Origin of the sequence: Burkholderia sp. 9775_39, assembly GCF_015712225.1 — a bacterium.
GTDB lineage: Bacteria > Pseudomonadota > Gammaproteobacteria > Burkholderiales > Burkholderiaceae > Burkholderia > Burkholderia cenocepacia.
In genome coordinates this window covers 51,758-73,067 of record NZ_JACCQC010000025.1, presented here as the reverse complement: position 1 = coordinate 73,067, position 21,310 = coordinate 51,758, and the positions used below count along the sequence as shown (strand labels likewise).

Annotated in this window: 16 protein-coding genes; 8 read left to right on the top strand and 8 right to left on the bottom strand. The window is 68.7% G+C overall.

The window, feature by feature from the left end; translation table 11 throughout:
- Position 1: 1 nt before the first annotated feature.
- From H0X90_RS27700 to H0X90_RS27690, 3 genes are all read right to left on the bottom strand, one after another.
- Positions 2 to 946, bottom strand: a complete 945-nt coding sequence (locus H0X90_RS27700; RefSeq protein ID WP_006484931.1) for a LysR family transcriptional regulator — start codon at positions 944 to 946, stop codon at positions 2 to 4.
- 69 nt (positions 947 to 1,015) lie between these two features.
- Positions 1,016 to 1,654, bottom strand: a complete 639-nt coding sequence (locus H0X90_RS27695) for a DsbA family protein (RefSeq protein ID WP_006496694.1) — start codon at positions 1,652 to 1,654, stop codon at positions 1,016 to 1,018.
- 94 nt (positions 1,655 to 1,748) lie between these two features.
- Positions 1,749 to 3,191 (bottom strand): TAXI family TRAP transporter solute-binding subunit, encoded by a 1,443-nt coding sequence (locus H0X90_RS27690; protein WP_059721613.1) that lies wholly within the window; start codon positions 3,189 to 3,191, stop codon positions 1,749 to 1,751.
- Between the two features lie 432 nt (positions 3,192 to 3,623).
- Between H0X90_RS27690 and H0X90_RS27685 the strand changes: the two genes are divergently transcribed.
- The 5 genes from H0X90_RS27685 to H0X90_RS27665 all read left to right on the top strand — a co-directional run bounded on the left by H0X90_RS27685 (position 3,624) and on the right by H0X90_RS27665 (position 9,945).
- Positions 3,624 to 3,989 carry a BON domain-containing protein gene (locus H0X90_RS27685; protein WP_006489437.1) on the top strand — a complete coding sequence of 122 codons (366 nt, stop codon included), beginning with the start codon at positions 3,624 to 3,626 and terminating at the stop codon, positions 3,987 to 3,989.
- Positions 3,990 to 4,124: 135 nt separating this feature from the next.
- The gene (locus H0X90_RS27680; RefSeq protein ID WP_077189941.1) at positions 4,125 to 6,215 is read left to right on the top strand and encodes a D-(-)-3-hydroxybutyrate oligomer hydrolase; all 2,091 of its coding nucleotides are present in this window, start codon (positions 4,125 to 4,127) and stop codon (positions 6,213 to 6,215) included.
- A gap of 613 nt (positions 6,216 to 6,828) precedes the next feature.
- Positions 6,829 to 8,664, top strand: a complete 1,836-nt coding sequence (locus H0X90_RS27675) for a S10 family peptidase (RefSeq protein WP_077189940.1) — start codon at positions 6,829 to 6,831, stop codon at positions 8,662 to 8,664.
- A 253-nt stretch (positions 8,665 to 8,917) separates the two neighbouring features.
- Positions 8,918 to 9,508, top strand: a complete 591-nt coding sequence (locus H0X90_RS27670; RefSeq protein WP_043205459.1) for a nucleotidyltransferase domain-containing protein — start codon at positions 8,918 to 8,920, stop codon at positions 9,506 to 9,508.
- Positions 9,508 to 9,945, top strand: coding sequence for a hypothetical protein (locus H0X90_RS27665; protein WP_034200937.1), 438 nt, complete (start codon positions 9,508 to 9,510; stop codon positions 9,943 to 9,945). Before H0X90_RS27670 ends, H0X90_RS27665 begins: the two co-directional genes overlap by 1 nt.
- An 89-nt stretch (positions 9,946 to 10,034) precedes the next feature.
- Here H0X90_RS27665 and H0X90_RS27660 read toward each other — a convergent pair whose 3' ends face one another.
- The 5 genes from H0X90_RS27660 to H0X90_RS27640 form a co-directional block, all read right to left on the bottom strand.
- A complete protein-coding gene (locus H0X90_RS27660) occupies positions 10,035 to 10,823 on the bottom strand; it encodes a sulfite exporter TauE/SafE family protein (RefSeq protein WP_034178579.1) in 789 nt (262 codons plus the stop codon).
- Positions 10,824 to 11,115: 292 nt separating this feature from the next.
- Positions 11,116 to 12,555 (bottom strand): DHA2 family efflux MFS transporter permease subunit, encoded by a 1,440-nt coding sequence (locus tag H0X90_RS27655; protein ID WP_077055900.1) that lies wholly within the window; start codon positions 12,553 to 12,555, stop codon positions 11,116 to 11,118.
- Between the two features lie 131 nt (positions 12,556 to 12,686).
- Positions 12,687 to 13,415: a DsbA family oxidoreductase gene (locus H0X90_RS27650; RefSeq protein ID WP_077189938.1), complete on the bottom strand. Its 729-nt coding sequence runs from the start codon at positions 13,413 to 13,415 to the stop codon at positions 12,687 to 12,689.
- Between the two features lie 183 nt (positions 13,416 to 13,598).
- Entirely contained in the window at positions 13,599 to 14,393 is a 795-nt protein-coding gene (locus H0X90_RS27645; protein WP_006496684.1) for a transcriptional regulator, read from the bottom strand.
- Positions 14,390 to 15,364: an ornithine cyclodeaminase family protein gene (locus H0X90_RS27640; RefSeq protein WP_077189937.1), complete on the bottom strand. Its 975-nt coding sequence runs from the start codon at positions 15,362 to 15,364 to the stop codon at positions 14,390 to 14,392. Before H0X90_RS27640 ends, H0X90_RS27645 begins: the two co-directional genes overlap by 4 nt.
- A 381-nt stretch (positions 15,365 to 15,745) precedes the next feature.
- On the opposite strand from H0X90_RS27640, the gene H0X90_RS27635 reads away from it, so the two are divergent.
- From H0X90_RS27635 to H0X90_RS27625, 3 genes are all read left to right on the top strand, one after another.
- On the top strand, positions 15,746 to 16,522 hold the full coding sequence (locus H0X90_RS27635; protein ID WP_077189936.1) for an ABC transporter substrate-binding protein: 777 nt from the start codon (positions 15,746 to 15,748) through the stop codon (positions 16,520 to 16,522).
- Between the two features lie 67 nt (positions 16,523 to 16,589).
- On the top strand, positions 16,590 to 17,834 hold the full coding sequence (locus H0X90_RS27630) for an FAD-binding oxidoreductase (RefSeq protein ID WP_062884060.1): 1,245 nt from the start codon (positions 16,590 to 16,592) through the stop codon (positions 17,832 to 17,834).
- Positions 17,835 to 18,346: 512 nt separating this feature from the next.
- The gene (locus H0X90_RS27625) at positions 18,347 to 21,289 is read left to right on the top strand and encodes a hypothetical protein (protein ID WP_077215604.1); all 2,943 of its coding nucleotides are present in this window, start codon (positions 18,347 to 18,349) and stop codon (positions 21,287 to 21,289) included.
- Positions 21,290 to 21,310 lie beyond the last annotated feature (21 nt).

Here is a 21,310-nt window from a genome sequence, read left to right as displayed (position 1 = left end):
GTCAGCGCTTGCGCGTGCGGACGACCGTCAGCTCGTCGGACACGCTCTGCATCAGCGCGCACAGCCACGCGATGTCGGTCGGCCGATCGGGTTGCGGGTGCGTGAGCAGGTAGCTCTTGATGCGCGGGAACGGCACGGGCGGCGTGGCGACGACGAGCGGCAGCAGTTGCGCATAGTGGGTCGCGAAGCGGCGCGTCGTCGTGAAGATCAGGTCCGACTGCAGCAGCACCTGCGGCACGATGCCGAAGTACGGCAGCGTCGTCACGATGCGCCGCGTGAGGCGCGCGCGTGCCAGGCCGATCTCGATCGCGTTGCGCTTGTCGCCGGTGTACGGCGTCGGCGCGACGTGCGCGGCCGACGCGTACGCTTCGCGTGTGAGCGGTGCGCGGGCGAGCGGATGCGCGTCGCGCATCAGGCACACGATCGTGTCGGAGAACAGGTCCTGGCGCGCGAACTGCGGGTCGGGCTTCGGCCAGTTGCCGATCACGAGATCGAGCGCGCCCGATTCGAGCGCGCCCGCGTGGTCGAGCGCGGGATTCAGCGAATCGATTTCCAGATGGGCATGCGGCGCCGCGTCGCGAAAACGCTCGATCAGCGTCGGCATGAAGAAATCGTTCAGGTAGTCGGGCGCGGCGACGCGGAACGTGCGCCGCGCGGACGACGGATCGAAGTCGCCGTGCGGCGTCGCGATGAAGTCGACCTCGCGCAGCGCGCGCGACGCGGCTTCGAGCAGCGATGCGCCGTATTCGGTCGGCACCATGCCCGACTTGCCGCGCACGAGGATCGGGTCGTTCAGCGTCTCGCGCAGCTTGCGCAGCGCGGTGCTGATCGCGGGCTGGGTCTGGTTCAGCCGCAGCGCGGCCTGCGTGACGCTGCGCTCGAGCAGCAGCGTGCGCAACACGCGCACGAGCCAGATGTCGAGCGAGGCGGTACGGTCGTCGTCCATTCGTGGAGGGTGATTCGGGTGACGCGTAACCTTACCGCAGCCGCGCGTTGCCGTGCGTGATACCGGCCATCACGCACGTCCCTTCGGCAGCGTGCTGATCCGCTTGACCTCGCGCGATTCGAGCCAGTTCGGCGTGCGTGCGCAGTACAGCACCATCGGCAGCGCGTCCTCGCCCCAGAACAATTGCTGGTTCATCCAGAACGTCGGCACGCCGAACACGCCGAGCGCGATCGCGTCGGCCGTGTTGCGCGACAGCTGCGCAGCGGTTTCCTCGAATTCGATCAGCTCGTCGCCGTGGCCGACGCCGACGCGTTCGCACAGCGCCGCGAAGCCTTCCGGCGTCGACGGATCGTTGCCTTCGCGCCAGATGAAACGGAACATTTCCAGCACCGTGACGATATCGGCGCGCAGCGCGATCGCGAGGCGCAGCACCTTGTCGGAATCGAACGGGTGCGCGGGCGGCATCTTGAAGCGGATGCCGAGCTGTTCCGCGCGGAACAGCGCGTGGCGGTACGTGAACACGCGCTTGGCCGGCACATCGGCGCTCGAGCGCTGGCCCCAGTGGCGCTGCAGGTCGGGCAGCGACACGGCCACCGGGTCGAACGGCACGTCCGGCCATTTGTCGTGCTGCTCGAGCAGCAGATACGAGAACGGCGACACGAAGTCGAAGAACCAGGCGGGTTGGGCGGTATCGAGGCCGGTTGTCATGTCGTTCTCCAGAAGGTGGGGCGTGCGGCGCCTGGCGGCGGCCTCCATGTTACGCGGCGGCACGCGCATGCAGCAATGATCGCGGATCGTCCGCTCACGCGGAACCGGGAGTCGCCCGGGGGGCGTCGCCGGCCGGCGGCGCGGGGTCGGCGCGCCCCTGCGGTGCGCTGCCGGCGCCGGGCGGGCCCGCCGGCGCGTCGTGGTCGTGCGCGGTGAGCCGTTCGCGCACGAAGCCGATGTGCTCGCGCAGCACGTAGAACTGTCCGGCGTACGCGAGCGGCATCTTCATCCGGTTCACGGCTTCCTCGATGTCGTCGAGCTCGTCAAGCAGCTGGACGCGCTCCTCCGCCGTATGTTCGCCGAGCGCGCTGCGCTCGAGCGCGATCAGCGCGCCGTACCACCGGTAGATGCGCGAGCGCACGCGCCAGCCGTACAGCGACGGCACGAGCCGCAGCCCCGGGATCAGCACGACGATCAGCGGCACGACCACCACCAGCAGCCGATCGACGAGGCTCGCGACCCAGAACGGCAGCCGCCGGTACAGGAAGGTCTTGCCCGACTTGTAGTAGCGCGCGGCATCGTCCGACAGCGGGAAGCCGCGCGTGACGGACGACGGGAATTCACCGGCATGCTGCAGGATCGTCGCGTGGCCGTGCACTTCGCGCGCGGCCTCGATCAGCAGGTCGGACAACGCGGGGTGCAGCGAGTCGCGCGCGACGAGTTCGATCGTCGGCGCGACCGTGTGGATGTCGGCGGGCGGCAGGTTGCGGCCGAGATCGTAGACGCCCATCGGCAGCGTGATCGCCGTCAGGTACGGAAAGCGCCGCGCATAGGCCTCGGCCTGCGTGAACGAATACACGTGCACGCCCGGCGCGCGGAACAGCTTCGCCATCACCGGGATCTGCGTCGAGTCGCCGGACAGGAAGGCCGCGTCGATCTTGCCGTCGAGCAGCGCGGTCGCGGCGTCTTCGCCGGCGGTCGGCAACAGCTCGGTCGGGCCGCCCGGCACGATGCCGTTCATCTTCAGCAGCGCGAGGCTCAGTTCGCGCGCGCCGCTGCCTTCCGCGCCGAGCGCGAGCCGCTTGCCCTTGAAGTCGGACAGGCGCGCGACGACCGGGCCGCGGTACATGATCGCGAGCGGCACGTAACCGATGCTGCCGAGCGACACGAGATGCTCGTCGCGCTCCTTCGGGCCGATGCCGCTCTGCACGAAACCGACGTCGACCGGCGCGTTCGGGTTCGACAGCCGCGCGAGGTTCTGCGCGGAACCTTCGGACGATTGAACGTCGAGCGTGACGCCGTTTTTTGCGAGGATCGCCTTGTATTTCTGCGCGGCGTTCCAGTACGTGCTGCCGGGCGGCCCGGACGAGATCACGAGCGTGGACGGCGGCGCCGGCTGGATCAGCTTGACCGCGAGCCAGACGGCCGCGCCGGCGAGCAGCACGGTCGGGCCGATCGACAGCGCGAGGTCGCGCCACGAGACGGCGACGAAGCGGGCGAGGATGCGGCGCGGCGGGCGAGGGCGGGCAGGCTTCATGGGATCGGCGGATGACGCTGGCGTGACGCATCGGTGACGGTCGTCGCGGGACGACGCGGATTCTCGCGGCGATGGTAACCGGTTTCCCCGCGCATGCGCGAGTCGGGCGGGCTCGCGCGGCTGCGCGGCGACGGCGGCGGGTGCCGCCGCGTCAAAAGCTTTGCGCTTCCGCGGGCGCTGGATTACATTGTGCGACGCAGCCGCGCCCGATTCGCGCGCGACCCGGCACGTGATGAGACCGGGCGCGTCCGGCCGGCGGCTGTCCGGCCCGGCCGGCCCGCTTTCGCGTGCGCCGGCCGCCGGCCCGTGACGCCTCTCTCGTATCGCCGTGGAAAACACCGGCTGTCCCGCCCGTTCGCGCGCGGGCCGGCTGTTTTTGGGGGGTATCCGGCTGTACTGTGCACGGCCGTTCCGGAGTGATAAGGAGATAGCATGAAGTCGATCGTGTTGAGAGCGTTGGGCGTCGCCGCCGTGGCGGCCTGTCTGTCGGGCAGCGTGTATGCGCAGTCGAGCGACGCAGCGGCAACGGAAGCGCCGGCGGCCGCGACGAGCGCGCCGAAGGCCGCCGCGAAAACCGCGAAGAAGGCGAACCGCAAGCTCGGCTACGCGGTGCGCAAGGCCATTACGAAGGCCGGCGGCATCGACGTGGCGAACATCGTCGTGCGCTCGAAGGGCGGCGCGATCTCGCTGGAGGGCACGGTGCCCGACCAGGCACAGATCGACAAGGCGGAAGAGGCGGCCAAGAGCGTGAAGGGCGTGACGTCGGTCTCGAACAAGCTGACGGTGCAGCAGCAGTAACGCCGGGCGGCGGCGCGCGAGCGCCGCGCACGCCCGTTCCAGGCGGGCCCCGGCATGCCGGGGCCCGTTTGCGCTTCAGAGGCCGAAAGCCGCGCGACGCGGCGGCGGACCGATAACGATATCGAGAGGGCGGCGATGACGAAGCTCGGGTGGGGCAGGCGGGTGGTGTGGGGAGCGGCGCTGGCCGCGGTCGCGATGCTCGGCGCCTGCAACGGCGACGATTCGGCCGAGCGCAACCGGTTGCCCGGCTTCGTGGCCGGCAGCGTGCGCACGACGGCCTACGACGGCGCGAGCGACGACCTGCTGACGGCCGGCCTCGGCAAGACGGGCCTTGCCGCGGCGAGCGCGCCCGGCTTCGCGAACCCGGCGCGGCCGACCAGCGCGGAATTGCGCCGCCTCGCGATCTGGTCGAACTACCGCGCGCTCGTCGACATGAGCGCGAACGGCGGCTACGGCCGCTTCTGGGGGCCGAACGTCGACCTCGACGGCAACGATACGCTCGGCGAAGGCAAGATCGCCGGCACCGAATATCTCGCGTACGCCGATGACGGCAGCGGCACGAAGAACGTGACGCTGCTCGTGCAGGTACCCGCCCGCTTCGATCCCGCGCAGCCCTGCATCGTCACCGCGACGTCGTCCGGCTCGCGCGGCGTGTACGGCGCGATTTCCGCGGCCGGCGAGTGGGCGCTCAAGCGCGGCTGCGCGGTGGCCTACAACGACAAGGGCGGCGGCAACGGCGCGCATGAGCTCGGCTCCGACACCGTCACGCTGATCGACGGCACGCTCGCCAACGCGGTGCTGGCCGGCACCGCGAGCCTGTTCACCGCGAACGTGACGAGCGGCGATCTCGCCGCGTTCAACAGCCGTTTCCCGAACCGCTACGCGTTCAAGCACGCGCATTCGCAGCAGAACCCGGAGCAGGACTGGGGGCGCGCGACGCTGCAGTCGGTCGAATTTGCGTACTGGGCGCTCAACGAGCAGTTCGGACCGGTGATCGACGGTACGCATCACGGCGTGCGCTATCGCGCGGGCGACATCACGACGATCGCCGCGTCGGTCAGCAACGGCGGCGGCGCGTCGCTCGCGGCGGCCGAGCAGGACAGCCGCGGCTGGATTACCGCGGTCGTGGTCGGCGAGCCGCAGATCAACGTGCGGATGGCGCCGAATGCGGTGGTCCGCGCGGGTGGCCAGCCGGTGCCGTCGTTCGGCCGGCCGCTGGCCGATTACGCGACGCTCGCGAACCTGCTGGAACCGTGCGCGGCCGCGTCGGCGTCGCTCGCCGGCGCACCGTACCTGAGCGCGCTGCCGGCCGCGACCACGCAGTCGATCCGCACGCAGCGCTGCGCGACGCTCGCCGCGGCCGGGCTGGTGGCGGGCGCCGACACGCAGAGCCAGGCGGCCGACGCGCTCGCGCAGCTCCACGCGGCCGGCTATCTGGCCGATTCCGACCTGTTGCAGGCGTCGATGTGGGATTCGCAGGCGATTCCCGCGATCGCGGTCACCTATGCGAACGCGTACACGCGCTCGCGCGTCACCGACAACCTGTGCAACTTCAGCTTCGCGACGACGAACCCGGCGACGGGCGCAGTCGCGCCACCCGCCGCGTCGCCGATGCCGGCCGTGTTCGGCGCCGGCAACGGCGTGCCGCCGACGGCCGGCATCAATCTCGTGTTCAACAACGGCGCCAGTGTCGACCACCGGCTCGCGACGCCCGATGCGAGCTTCGCGGGCGCGCTGTGCCTGCGCCAGCTGTGGACCAACGGGATGCTCGGGATGCCCGCGAACGTCGATGCAGTGCGCGTGAACGCGAACCTGCACGGCAAGCCGGCGATCATCGTGCAGGGCCGCAGCGACGCGCTCGTGCCGGTGAACCACGCGTCGCGCGCGTACGTCGCGCAGAACGGCATCAGCGAAGCCGGGCGCAGCCAGCTGGTGTTCTACGAGGTGACCAACGGCCAGCACTTCGACGCGTTCCTGTCGGTGCCGGGCTTCGACACGCGCTTCGTGCCGGTTCACTACTACAACGTGCAGGCGTTGAACCTGATGTGGCAGCACCTGAAGAACGGCGCGCCGCTGCCGCCGTCGCAGGTGATCCGCACGGTGCCGCGCGGCGGCACGCCGGGCGCCGCGCCCGCGCTGACGAGCGCGAACCTGCCGCCGATCTCGGCCGCGCCGGGCGCGAACGCGATTTCCATCGGCGCCGGCACGATCGACGTGCCGCTCTGACGGCCGCGTCGCGCCCCCTCCCGTCAGCCGGACAGCCGTCCGGCTTTTTTATCGACGTCGCCTGGAATCGGTCCCGTACCGCCTTCCATCCGAATGGCGAGCGCTGTAACAAATTATTACTTTACGGCGATAAATCCGGAACCTAATATGCGCCGGTATTTTCACTTAATTTAATAAATTACTGATACGAGAATATTCCTTTCCGTTTAGTTAATCGATCCTTTCGGTTTTATTCAATCTGCTCGAGTCGCGATTGATCGCCGTTTCGCGATTAATCGGTGTCTCGCCGACGGGAATCGTTCGTCCATTCGAAGTGAAGGTGCACCGGTGGGCGGGCTTCACGGGGTGATTCTTTGTCATCGATTCCGTGCGCGTGCGAATTCGTGAAATGAATTCATATTGCCGCGAACCGTTGAATGGTCGTTTGCAATGGAATTGATTCCATTGTGCGGTTGCAAAAACATGGGTGGGGGTAAATCGTGCCGGTCGGTATGCGCCGATCCGGTAAAAAACTCGGAGTGCGTCGCATAACGAATGCATTCCTGGTGCGGAGCGCCGGCGCAAATGATCCTTTGCGACCGGCGGTATTTATCGTTCTGTTCGAGAGGCAATAATGACGACACGGAAGTCCTTGAAAGACGGTTTCGCGCTATTCGGAACGACCTTGAGCGTACCGCTCGCCGCCGCGGCGGCCGCGGCGCTGCTCGTCACGGGGTGCGGCGGCGACGACGGGCCGAGCCCGAGCGCGGCGGCCGCCACCGCGGCCGCGACGTCCAGCGGCAGCACGTCGGCCACCGCCGACGCCACGACCGCCACCGCGGCCGACCAGCCGTACGTCGACACCGACGTGTACGGCACCGGGCCGAACGACGCGGTCACCGACTCGACGGAAGGCGCGGCGGTCGTGCACCGGCAGGTCGCGATCGGCGGCAAGACGATCAAGTACACGGCCACCACCGGCCACCTGACGACGATCGATCCGATCACGTCGGCGCCGAACGCGAAGATGTTCTACGTCGCGTACACGCAGGACAATCCGGACCCGTCGAAGCCGCGCCCGGTCACGTTCTTCTACAACGGCGGCCCCGGCTCGTCGTCGGTCTACCTGCTGCTCGGCTCGTACGGGCCGAAGCGCCTGCAGTCGTCGTTCCCCAACTTCACGCCGCCCGCGCCGTACAAGCTGCTCGACAACCCGGACAGCCTGCTCGACCGCACCGATCTCGTGTTCATCAACCCGGTCGGCACCGGTTACTCGACGGCGATCGCCCCGGCGAAGAACAAGGACTTCTGGGGCACCGACCAGGACGCGCGCTCGATCGACCGTTTCATCCAGCGCTACCTGACCAAGTATTCGCGCTGGAATTCACCGAAGTTCCTGTACGGCGAGTCGTACGGCACCGCGCGCAGCGCGGTCGTGTCGTGGGTGCTGCACGAGGACGGCATCGACCTGAACGGGATCACGCTGCAGTCGTCGATCCTCGACTACGCGAACGCGCTGTCCGCGCCGGGCACGTTCCCGACGCTCGCGGCCGACGCGTTCTACTGGAAGAAGACGACGCTGAACCCGACGCCGACCGATCTCGACGCGTACATGGTCCAGGCCCGCAACTACGCGGACTACACGCTCGCGCCGCTCGCGCAGAAGCCGAACCCGCAGGACGGCGGCTTCGTGAACGTGCGGCTGAACCTGAAGCTCGCGACCGCGCAGCAGATGGGCGCGTACATCGGCACGGACCCGACGTCGCTGATCCAGACCTTCGGCAACCCGGCCGCGCTCGGCAACGTGCCGTCGTCGGACGACAACCCGCCGTACACGTTCTTCCTGACGCTCGTGCCGGGCACGCAGATCGGCCAGTACGACGGCCGCGCGAACTTCACGGGCAAGGGCATCGCGCCGTACATCCTGCCGAACTCCGGCAGCAACGATCCGTCGATCACGAACGTCGGCGGTGCGTATACGGTGCTGTGGAACAGCTACATCAACACCGACCTCAAGTACACGTCGACGTCGTCGTTCGTGGACCTGAACGACCAGGTCTTCAACAACTGGGACTTCAGCCATATCGACCCGACCGGCGCGAACAAGGGCGGTGGCAATACGCTGTACACGGCCGGCGACCTGGCGTCGACGATGAGCGTGAACCCGGACCTGAAGGTGCTGTCGGCGAACGGCTATTTCGACGCCGTCACGCCGTTCCACCAGACGGAGCTGACGCTCGCGCAGATGCCGCTCGATCCGACGCTCAAGGCGCAGAACCTGACGATCAAGAACTACCCGTCGGGCCACATGATCTACCTGAACGACGCGTCGCGGACCGCGCTGAAGGGCGATCTCGCCAGCTTCTACGACGGCATCCTCGCGAACCGCACCGCGCTGCAGCGCGTGCTGAAGCTGCAGGCGCGCACGCAGCAGTTGAAGCAGCAGAAACTGCAGCAGCAGGGGCAGTAAGCGCGGCGGGCGGCGGGTGGTGCCCGCCGCGACGCGACGAAAAAGTGCACTCGCGCAATGGGGGCCGGTGCTTCCGGTCTCGTGCGTTGGTGGCGTCGCTGTTGTTCCAGATGCCCCGTGAGTCATGGACTCCCGGGGCATCGGTTTTTGTGTTCGACGGGCGTCGCCCCGGAAGTTGCGGGTGATGGCACACTTAATCCTCGAAATAGGGATTTATATCCCTCTATTGAGGATTAGGTGAAAAATCCTCATAATGAGGACAGTCATCCCCGATCCAAGGATTTTTGTGGGCGTCGCCGACTTTCTCCTCACACCCGGTATGCAACGTGTGCTGGGTGCCACGTTGCTCGAACCCGACCGCTGCTTTACGCTGCAGGAATTGCTGCGTCTGGCAAGCAGTGGACACGGCAGCGCTCAAAAGCAGATAGACCGGCTGATTGAGGCCGGCGTACTCAAGGAGGACGCGCGCCGAGGCCGGCAGCGGAGCATCCGCGCAAATACGGACTTCGTCCTCTATCCGGAACTCGTCGAGATCGCGCGAAAGACGTTCGCTATCGCGGAGCCGTTGAAGGACGCCTTGTTGCCTTTTGCCGGGCATATTTCCACGGCCTTCGTGTTTGGCTCGGTGGCCAAGGGTACCGACAGCAGCCGAAGCGACATCGACCTGATCGTCATCGGCGACGCCCAACTTCTCGAGCTATCCGAAGCCTTGCACGCGGCCGAGCATGATCTGCGGCGTCCCATCAACTTCTCGTTGTACGAACCTGCCGAATGGGCCGCGCTGGTCGATAGCGATCCCGTTATCGCGCAGATCGCCCAGGGCCCGACTTTGAGGATTCTGTGATGCCGCGTCCGACCGAATACGAAAACCTCGTCAAGACGAGAGCCTTCGAGGCGGTTGCGCCGACGCCCGGGGCAATCGCGGGCTTCCTGCGCAATGCGGAGGACTACAAGGCCACTGCCGACGAACTGGATCCCACCCGGCATTTGCAGGTATTTACCTTGGCCTACGAAGGCTACTTCCAGCTCGTACAGGCTGTTCTCGAGTTCTACGAGGTGAGGACCAAAGATGCCGGCCGCAATCTGGCTATCCAGCGCGTTTCCACCTCGTTGGGTGTGAGCCCCCCGGAATTCGCCTTCATCACGAAGGCCCACGAGCGACGCAACGGCACGTCGTACGTTTCGCCGTTTCCGCCGGTGTCGAAAGCCGAGGCCGCCACCATGCTGGGCATCCTGGCGAAATACCTGCCTATTGCACGTGCGCTGACCGGTATGTCGTGAAACCGCTTGGTCATCCGTCAAGACAGGCGACAGATGGTTGTGGGGGGTACCCACTGAGGCGGCGTTTTTCGGCAGGCGTGAGAGGCTGCTTACGCCAGCACGAGCCGCACGCCGACCGCGACGAGCGTCGCGGCGAGCAGGTTGCGCAGCAGCCGCTCGGGCGCGCGCGCCGACAGCAGGCTGCCGAGCACGATGCCGGGCAGCGAACCGAGCAGCAGCGACAGCAGCATCGACCAGTCGACCGAGCCGAGCAGCCAGTGGCCCATGCCCGCGACCAGCGTGAGCGGCACCGCATGCGCGATGTCGGAACCGACGATGCGGGTCGTCGCGAGCAGCGGATACAGCAGCAGGAGCACGGTCACGCCGATCGCGCCGGCGCCGACCGACGTCATCGACACGAGCACGCCGAGCACGGCGCCCGTCAGCACGGTCGACCACAGCGTGCGTGCGGGGTTCGGCGCGAGCGGGTTGCGCGCGGCGAATGCCGTGAGTTGCGGCCGGAAGATCAACGCGAGCGACGTGAGCAGCAGCGCGACTCCGAGCACGAGCTGGATCATCCGCGCGGTGCCGGGCGTGTTCATCCCGTGCGTGTGCAGCCACCACAGCGTGAGCGCCGCGGCCGGCACGCTGCCCGCCGCGAGCCGGCCGGTGATGCGCCAGTCGATCGAGCCTTTCAGGCCGTGGACCAGCGTGCCGGTGGCCTTGGTCGCGGCCGCGTACAGCAGGTCGGTGCCGACCGCCGTCGCGGGGTGGACGCCGAACAGCAGCACGAGAATCGGCGTCATCAACGAACCGCCGCCGACGCCCGTCAGGCCGACGAGAATGCCGACGAACAGGCCGGACAGGGAGTACAGCAGATCGATATGGGGAAGCGACATCGGAAGCAGGCGGTTATGCGGCGTTCGGCGACGGCGCGCGGCCGCGGCGGCGCGCATCAAAGTCCGCCATTGTCGCAAAAGTGGCGCGTCAATGTACGACCGCGTTAAAAATCGGCCGGGAAGGCTCGCGCGGGCGGCGGCCGGCGGGATGTGAAACGGGCGTTTGAGCCGGGGGCGGGGATCGTCGTCAGCCTGACAGGTATGACGAACCGCGCGCCTCCGCTGCGCGCAAAAAAGGGCGCGACACTGCGCGCCCTGATTCGATGCCGGCTCCCGGTTCGGCTGCCGACGGTCAGTGCAGCGCCGGGCCGGCGCCTTCGACCGCGCGTGGCGGCCGGATCCGCAGCGCGAACCCGATCAGCGCGGCCACGGCCGCGAACGCCGCGCCGAATGCGAAGGCCGCGTGGTAGCCGCCGTTCAGCGCGTCGAGCGGCGCGGCCCGCGCCGCCGCGAGCGCGTCGGTGCGGGCGCCGGCGAGACTCGCGAGGACCGCGAGCCCGAGCGCGCCGCCCATCATGAACGCGGTATTGACGATGCCCGACGCGAGCCCGGAATCGGCCGGGTCGACGTCGCTCATCGCGGCGAGCAGCATCGGATTGAACGCGACGCCCGCGCCGATGCCGAGCAGCGTCATGCCGGGCAGCACGTGCCACACGAAACCGCCGTCGACCGGCGCGCGCGAGAACAGCGCGAGGCCGCACGCCGCGATCAGCAGGCCGGCGGCGATCGGGCCGCGGATCCCGAAACGCATCACGATCCGGGCCGACAGCCCGAGCGAGAACGCGGCCATGATCAGGTTCGCCGGCAGGAACGCGAGGCCGACCTGCAGCGGCCCGTAGCCGAGCACGCGCTGCATGTACAGCGCGGACAGGAAGAACCACGCGAACATCGCGGCCGCCCACAGCACGGCGATCGTGTTCGCGAGCGCGACATTGCGCGCCGCGAACAGCGTGAGCGGCATCAACGGATGCGCGGCGCGCGACTCGATCGCGATGAACAGCGCGAGCAGCACGACGGCCGCGCCGATCAGCGCGACGGTCTGCGTCGACAGCCAGCCGGCCTCGTTGCCGCCGACGATCCCGTAGACGGCCAGCATCAGCGACGCGGTCACGGTGATCGCGCCGGCGACGTCGAGCCGCGCCGTGCCGGCTGGCGCATGCGTGCGCGGCAGCAGCGCGACGCACATCGCGTAGACCGCGACGCCGATCGGCAGGTTGACGAGAAAGATCCAGTGCCACGACAGCGAGCTCGTCAGCAGCCCGCCGAGCAGCACGCCGATGCTGCCGCCGCCCGCGCACACGAAGCCGTAGACGCCCATCGCGCGGGCGCGTTCGCCGGGGGCCGTGAAGAGGTTCATGATCAGCGACAGCGAGACGGCCGACACGACCGCGCCGCCGAGCCCCTGCACCGCGCGCGCGGCGATCAGCATCGCCTGCGATTGCGCGAGGCCGCAGGCGAGCGACGCGAGCGTGAACACGACGAGGCCCGCGAGGAACATGCGTCGCTGGCCGTACAGGTCGCCGAGCCGGCCGCCGAGCAGCAGGCAGCCGCCGAACGTCAGCAGGTATGCGTTGACGACCCACACGAGGGCCGTTTCGGTGAAGTGGAGGTCGGTGCTGATCGACGGCAGCGCAACGTTCACGATCGTGCTGTCGAGCACGATCATCAGCACGCCGAGACAGAGCACGATCAGCGCGTACCAGCGCTTCTCGCCGTGAATCCCGTGGGTCATGGGCCTGCAGCCTTCTGATAGTTATTTGAAAGGATGCATTGTAGACGTCGACGGCGCGGGCTTCCTGCCGGTTTGTGGCAGGAGCGTCGCGTAGTGGCGCCCGGCCCGGCGCGCGTGCAGCGGGCGGCGCGTTACGACCGGGGCAGTTCGCAGCCGTCGGGGCCGCAGGCGGCCGCGTCGCTGCCGCCGAGTGCGACGATGCCGTCGCGCCACGCCTGGTCGAGCGCCTGCGCGAACGCGTCGGTCGGCTGCGCGCCGGACACCGCGTAGCGGCCGCCGAACACGAACAGCGGCACGCCGCGCCCGCCGATCTGCGCGGCACGCGCGATGTCGGCCTCGACTTCGTCGCGGTGCGCGTCGCTGTGCAGCACCGCTTCGACGGCCGAGCGCTCGAGCCCGGCTTCGACCGCGAATTCGGTCAGCGCGGCATGATCGAACAGCGAGCCGTGTTCGCAGAAATACGCGCGATAGAGCCGCTCGGTCAGCGCATGCGCGCGACCCGTGGCTTCCGCGAGCTTCACGAGCCGGTGGCCGTCGAGCGTGTCGCCGACGAGCGTGCCGGGCAGGTCGTAGCGCAGCCCGACGCTCGCCGCCGCCTCGGTCACCTGGCGCAGCATCTGGTCGACCTGTGCGGGCGACATCCGGTACTTGCCCGCCAGCATCGCCTCGACCGGCTCGACGGGCTGGCCGGGCATCAGCCGGTATGCGCGCAGCGCGACGTCGACGCGGTCGGCGTGCGCGAACGCGGCCAGCGCCTCGTCGAAGCGGCGCTTGCCGATCCAGCACCACGGGCAGATCAGGTCGGACCAGATTTCGACGGTCAGGGTCGGGGGGGCACTCGGGGTGGGAGCGGTCGTCATGGGCGGTCCGGGGCGGCAAAAAGTGTAACCGAGACTATATCACTTTATGTTTCGACGTTTCGTCGTCCGCGGGACCGTGCGGAAGGGGCCGCGCCCGCCTGTCGCGAAGCATGGACGCGAAACCGGCAGTCCAGCCCGGTACCGATGACCGGGCCGGCCGTCATTACGCTCGCCGCGTCGCGTTCAGGCGTCGCCTTGAGTTTCCTTCAGATGCTTGAGGTGCTTGTAGACCGTCGCGCGCCCCATCCCGAGCACGTTCGCGACGTAGTTCGCCGCGCTCTTGCCGCGGAACGCGCCTTCCGCGTACAGCGCCTCGACGAGCTCGCGCCGGTGTTCGCGTGTGAGCCCGTTCAGCCCGACCTGGCGCTCGCGCAGCCAGCCGTGCAGGAACGTGTTGATGCGCTCCTGCCAGTCGTCGCGGAACAGCTCGTCGGGCTGCGCGACGACGCCCGCGCCCTTGATGAAGAGGTCGAGCGTCGCGCGTACCTCGTCGAACACCGCGATGTTGAAGTTGATGCACATCATCCCGGCCGCCCGGCCTTCGTCGTCGAACAGCACGTTGCTGACGCAGCGCATGCGCCGGCCGTCCCAGTTCAGCTTCTCGTACGGCCCGATCACGCGCTCGCGCGCCGAATGATCGATTTCCTCGAGCGCCGAATCGTCGCCGACCTCGCGCTTGGACAGGTTGTTCGCGAGATACAGCACGGTCTGGTCGTGCAGGTCGTGGATTACGACTTCCGCGTACGGGAAGAACAGCGCGGCGATACCGTCGGCGATCGGCGCATAGCGGGTGAGCAGCAGGTCTTTGACGGGAGATTTCTTCTTGCGCATCGGTGTCGCGATCTCGGGTGGGCGGGCGCCGGGCAGCGTGCCGGGCCGGCGAGCCGGCGTACCGTCGGTCGGCATGCCCGTGCGCGCGCGCGCGGCCGCCGCGGCGGTTGCGCCATTGTATCGGCCCCGCGTGCGCGTGCCGCTCATGCGCGCGTCAGATGCGCGTACAGCGCGTGCGCGATCGCGATGTCCTCGAGCCCGAGGCCGATCGAGCGAAAGAACGCGTGACGCGTGCGCGATGGCGCGGCGCAACTGCCGGCGACGAGCGCGGGCAGGTCGCCGACGATCCGGCCGGCATCCCAGCCGTGCTCGGCCGCGGCGATCTGCATCTCGCCGGCGCTTGCGGGCGTCGTGTGCCGGTAGTCGCAGTAGACGTCCATGTCCGGCAGCCACGCGGGCGGGATTTCGTGCGCGCGCGCGACGTTCGTGCTGATCGACGTGACGAGCGCGGGGCGCGTGAGCATTCCGTCGCCGAGCACGGGCGTGCCCGACGACGTGCACAGCATCACCACGTCCGCGTCACGCACGCAGGCCTCGACGCTCGCCGCCGCACGTGCGCGCGGGTCGAGCGCGGCGAGGCCCGCCTGCAGCGCCGCATCGCCGGCCAGCGCGGGCGAGTACACGCGGATCGTGTCCCAGTCGCGCAGCGCCGCCGTGTGCTTCAGGTGCGCGAGGCCGACCGCGCCCGCGCCGACGATCGCGAGACGGCGCGCGTCACGCGGCGCGAGGCAATCGACCGCGAGCGCCGTCGTGCCGGCCGTGCGCTCGACGGTCAGCAACCCGGCGTCGCACCACATCAGCGGCTGGCCGGTTTGCATCGACATCAGCGCGGTCCACGCGGTGACGATCGGTTTGCCGTCGGGCTTGCCGCCCGTCACGACGTACGGCGACAGCTTCGCGCCGAATACCTGTGCGTCGGCGAGCGCGCCGAGATACGTGATGAAGTCGCCGGCCTGGTCGGGAAACAGCGTGAGCGTCTGCGGCGGCTGCACCGCGCGCGCCGCGGCGAGCGACGCGAACATGCGGCGCAGCGTGCCGAGCACGTCGAGCGACGGCAGCGCCGCGCGCACCGCGGCCTCGTCGACGGTCAGCGGCAGAGTAGGGACGGTTTGCGTCATGAGGACATCTCCGGTTCGGGCTGGACAGAAAGTCTCGAAAGACGGCGTCCGGTGGGGTTTGTTATGGACGAAAAGTCTAATATAGACAAATGAAATCGGGAGGATTTTTATTTTCGGGACAGAGATTCTTTGCCGTATTCATGAAAAACACCATGAAATCAAGGGTATTCCGAGCGGGTGACGAAATTTCGACGTGAAGAAGCAGCGCGATCTCCTCGTATCCCCTATGGTCTATAGTAGACTTTAAGTCTATATTTCTGCGTGCGGGACCCGACACGTCGCCATGCGGCGGCCACCTGCGTCGAATGCCGACCCGGCGCCCGACCCGGCGCGCCGTACGACCCGATCTTCATCGCCACACTCCAGAACAGAAGGACCGTCATGAACTGGAAACTTTCCCTCTGCGCCGCTGCGGCGCTCGCGTGCGCGGCCGTCACGGCCCATGCGGAAACCACGTTGCGCTTCGGGATCGAAGCCGCCTATCCGCCGTTCGAGAGCAAGACGCCGGCCGGCCAGTTGCAGGGTTTCGACGTCGACGTCGGCAACGCGGTGTGCGCGAAGCTGAGCATGAAGTGCGTGTGGGTCGAGAATTCATTCGACGGGCTGATCCCGGCGCTGCAGGCGCGCAAGTTCGACGCGATCAACTCGGCGATGAACATCACCGCGAAGCGCAAGCAGAGCATCGATTTCACGCCGGCGATCTACGTGGTGCCGATCGTGATGGTCGCGAAGCACGGCTCGCCGCTGAAGCCCGACGTCGCGAGCCTGCGCGGCAAGCACATCGGCGTGCTGCAGGGCTCGTCGCAGGAGGATTTCCTGAAGGCGCACTGGGCCAATGCGGGCGTGGCCGTCGTGTCGTACCAGGATCAGGACCAGATCTATGCCGATCTCGTCGCGGGGCGTCTCGACGCGGCCGTGCAGGAAGCGCAGACCGCGCAGGACGGGTTCCTCGACAAGCCGGCCGGCCGCGACTACCAGATCGTCGGCGAGCCGCTGAAGGATCCGGCGACGCTCGGCGAAGGCACCGGCTTCGGGATGCGCAAGAACGACAAGGCGCTGCAGGCGAAGATCGTCGGCGCGCTCGACGCGCTGAAGAAGGACGGCACGCTGAGCGCACTGTCGCAGAAGTACTTCAAGCGCGACATCATCGCGAAGTAAGCGCCGCCGCGTGCCGGCCGCGGGGCCGGCGCACGGCGCATCCCATCTCGACGCAGTGCGGGGAACCATGGATTTCGACGTGATCGTTCTGGGGGCCGGCATCGTCGGCGTGTCGTCGGCGCTGCATCTGCAGGATCGCGGGCTGCGCGTCGCGCTCGTCGACCGGCGCGCGCCCGGCGAGGAAACCAGCCACGGCAATGCGGGACTGATCGAGCGCTCGTCGGTCGTGCCGTATGCGTTTCCGCGCCGGCTCGGCACGCTGCTGCGCTATGCGCGCAACCGCTCCGTCGATCTCTATTGGGACTACCGCGCGCTGCCCGCGTATGCGGGCTGGCTCGCGCGCTTCTGGCGCGAATCGTCGCCGCAGCGGCTCGCGGCCGCCGCGCGCGACCTGCTGCCGCTCGTCGCGGCGAGCGTCGTCGAGCACGATGCGCTGCTCGCGCGCACCGACGCGCAGCCGCTCGTGCACGACGGCGGCTGGATCGAGGCGTTTCGTTCGCCCGCGTTGTTCGACGCGGAAGCGCGCGCGCAGCAGCGCGTGGCCGACGCGCACGGGCTGCGGATGACCGTGCTCGACGCGCATGCGCTGCGCGCGCGCGAGCCCGGTATCGGCGACGCCTTCTGCGGCGCGTTTCACTGGCAGGACCCGAAGACCGTGTCGAGCCCGGGCGGGCTGACCAAGGCCTATGCGCGGCTGTTCGAGCGTGACGGCGGCACGTTCGTGCGCGGCGACGCGACGACGCTCGTGCAGGTGGATGACGGCTGGCAGGTCCGGACCGAACACGGGCCGCTCGTGGCACGCTCGGCCGTGGTCGCGCTGGGCCCGTGGTCCGATCAGGTGTTCGCGCCGCTCGGTTACCGGATTCCGCTGCGCGCGAAGCGCGGCTATCACATGCATTACCGGCCGACGCGCACGCCGCTGAACGTGCCCGTGTGCGATACCGAGGCAGGCTTCGTCGTCGCGCCGATGGAGGGCGGCCGCCTGCGGCTCACGACGGGCGTCGAGATCGCGCCGCGCGACGCGCCGCCGACCGGCGTGCAGCTTGCGCGCGCCGAGCCGCTGGCGCGCGACGCGTTCGGCATCGGCGAGCGGCTCGACCCGGAGCCGTGGCTCGGGATGCGGCCGTGCACGCCCGACATGCGCCCGGTGATCGGGCCCGCGCCGCGCCACCGGCATTTGTGGTTCGCGTTCGGTCATTGCCATCACGGACTCACGCTCGGGCCCGCGACCGGCCGCCTGCTCGCCGAAATGATGACGGGCGCGCCGACCTATATCGATCCCCATCCGTACCGGCCCGCACGCTTCGGCTGAGCCTGCGGCGTGCAGATGCGGCTTCGGCCGCCGGCACGCGCCGGTGGCCATGCGCACGCTTCACAATTTTTCATTCTGCTATCCGGGTTATCGAAATCCACGCAATCGTAAATGATCTGCGTAATCGATAAGAAAGAAAATCGCGCGATAAAAAGAAAATCAGCAAATTCGCGATTTATCAATGCATTTTCATATTGCTGAAATGCGTAATGGGCAGTCCGTCATGGCGGTATGGGGTCTCATCGTGCCCGCGTGTTTCGACGTTACGCGGCATGTACCGGAACACGTTACTACGGGGCTCGCAAACGTTACGTTACATCCGCGCTCCGGCAACCTTTTTCATCAGACGATTCGGGCTCCGCAATTCAGGAATTTCGCCTGAAATCGATTAAAAAACGTTATTACAGGTCATTAGGCAGACGAATCAATCCCGTTTTTGGAATTGGCACGCTTCGTGCAATCCGTCCCCATGCTTTGTCAACGTAGTGCCAACCGAGATGGGGAAAATAAAGATGGGACAGAATTTTAAATTGACGGGTGTGGCGCTGTCGGTCGCGACGGTGTTCGGGGTGCTGGCTTCGGGTTCCGCGATGGCGGGGGCGCTCGACTCGCTGCCGATCCCGCAAGTGATCGTCAATCCGCCGACGAACAGCGTGTCGGTCGGGCTGGTCGCGACGGGCACGTCGCCGCTGGGCTCGGTCACCGTGACGGCGGGCGGGTCGGGGGCGATTCAGACGTCGCTCGGTGATCCGGGACACGTGCTGTCCGGCGCCGTGGGGGCGGTGACGGGCGCACTCGGCGGTGGCGGCGGGGTGCAGCCGCTGGCGCCGGTGCAAGGCGTGGTGAATCAGGTGACCGGGGCGCTCGGCGGTGGCAACCCGGCAGGCGCGCTGACCGGGGCGCTGAATACGGCGACGGGCGCGCTGAGCAATGCGGTTGGCACGGCCACGGGTGCGCTGGGCGGTATCGGCGGCGGTGCGAATCCGCTGGCGCCGGTTCAGGGTGTGGTGAATCAAGTAACGGGTGCGTTGAGCGGCGGCAACCCGGCCGGTGCATTGACCGGCGCGCTGAATACGGCAACCGGCACGCTGAGCAACGCGCTCGGCACCGCAACGGGCGCACTGGGCGGCATCGGTGGCGGCTCGAACCCGCTGGCGCCGGTTCAGGGTGTGGTGAATCAAGTAACGGGTGCGTTGAGCGGCGGCAACCCGGCTGGCGCGCTGACCGGCGCGCTGAACACGGCAACCGGTACGTTGAGCAACGCGCTCGGTACGGCAACGGGTGCGCTGGGCGGCATCGGTGGCGGCGCGAACCCGCTGGCGCCGGTTCAGGGTGTGGTGAATCAAGTAACGGGTGCCCTGAGCGGCGACAACCCGGCCGGTGCATTGACCGGCGCGGTGAATACGGCAGCCGGCACGCTGAGCAACGCGCTCGGCACCGCAACGGGCGCGCTGGGCGGCATCGGCGGCGGCTCGAACCCGCTGGCACCGGTTCAGGGTGTCGTGAACGGGCTCACGGGCACGATCGGCGGTGGCGATCCGGCCGGTGCGCTGACTGGCGCCGTGGGCACGGTCACCGGGGCGTTGGGCAACCTTGGCGGCGGCTCGAACCCGCTGGCGCCGGTGCAAGGCGTAGTGAACGGCGTGACGGGTGCACTTGGCGGCAGCAATCCCGCAGGCGCACTGACCGGCGCGCTCGGCACGGTGACGGGCGCGTTGGGTGGCGTTGGCGGCGGCAATCCGGCCGGCGCCTTGACCGGTGCCCTCGGTACGGTAACCGGCGCATTGGGCGGTGTTGGCGGCGGCAATCCGGCAGGCGCCTTGACCGGTGCCCTCGGTACGGTAACCGGCGCACTGGGCGGTATTGGCGGCGGCAATCCGGCCGGCGCCTTGACCGGTGCCCTCGGTACGGTAGCCGGTGCACTGGGCGGCGTTGGCGGCGGCAATCCGGCAGGCGCGTTGACCGGTGCCCTCGGTACGGTAACCGGCGCACTGGGCGGTGTTGGCGGCGGCAATCCAGCAGGCGCCTTGACCGGTGTCCTCGGTACGGTAACCGGCGCACTGGGCGGCGTTGGCGGCGGTAATCCGGCAGGCGCCTTGACCGGTGCCCTCGGCACGGTCACCGGCGCACTGGGTGGCGTCGGCGGCGGCAACCCGGCAGGCGCACTGACCGGTGCCCTCGGCACGGTAGCCGGCGCACTGGGCGGCATCGGCGGCGGCGCAAACCCGATCACCCCGATCCAGAACGTCGTGAACCAGGTCACGGGCACGCTCGGCAGCGGCAACCCGGCCGGCGCACTGAGCAACGCGGTCAACACGATCACGGGCACGCTTGGCAACGTCGGCGGCGCCGGGAGCCCGCTCGCGCCGGTGCAAGGTGCCGTCACGCAGCTCGCCGGCACGCTCGGCAACGGCGATCCTGCCGGTGCGCTGACGAACGCGCTGAACTCGGTGACGGGCGCGCTCAGCGGCGCGAACCCGCTGGCGCCGGTGCAGGGTGTCGTCAACCAGGTCGTCGGCACGCTGTCCGGTGCGGGCGGCGGCAGCCCGATCACGCCGATCACGAACCTCGTCAACGGTCTGCAGAATGTGCTGCCGGGCGGTAATCCGGCCGGCGCGCTGACCGGCGCACTCGGTTCAGTGACGGGCGCGCTCGGCAATCTCGGCGGCTCCAACCCGCTGGCGCCGGTGCAAGGCGTCGTGAACCAGGTCGTCGGCACGCTGGGCGGCAGCAACCCGGCCGGCACGCTGAGCAACGCGATCGGCACGGCCACGGGCGCCCTCGGCAACGCGGTCGGCTCGGCGGCGGGCGCGCTCGGCGCACTGGGTGGCACGAACCCGCTGGCGCCGGTGCAGGGTGTCGTGAACCAGGTCGTCGGCACGCTCGGCGGCGGCAATCCGGCCGGTGCACTGACGGGCGCGCTGAACTCGGTGACGGGTGCCCTCGGCAATCTCGGCGGCTCCAACCCGCTGGCGCCGGTGCAAGGCGTCGTGAACCAGGTGGTCGGCACGCTGTCCGGCACCGCGGGCAACAGCCCGATCGCGCCGATCACGAACCTCGTGAGCGGCCTGACGGGCGGCGGCAACCCGGCCGGCGCACTGACCGGCGCGCTCGGTTCGGTGACGGGCGCACTCGGATCCGGCCCGGCGGCACTCGGCCAGGCGGCCGGCGCGCTGTCGGGGGCGGCCGGTTCGACGGCAGCGGCGGGCGGCAGCCTGCTCGGCGCGGGCGCGAACGCGGCCGGCGGTACGGCCGGCGCGGTCGGTTCGCTGCTGACGACGGGGGCCAACTCGACGGCGACGGTCGTCAACGCGGTCGGCACGTCGGTGGGCACGGCGCTCGGTTCCGCGCCGAGCCTGTCGGTGACGCCGCATTCGGGCAACAGCTCGCCGAACAACCCGCTCGCACCGGTGACGACGCTGCTCCAGTCGCTGACCGGCGCACTGCCGAGGTAAGCGGCCGAAACCGGCCGAACC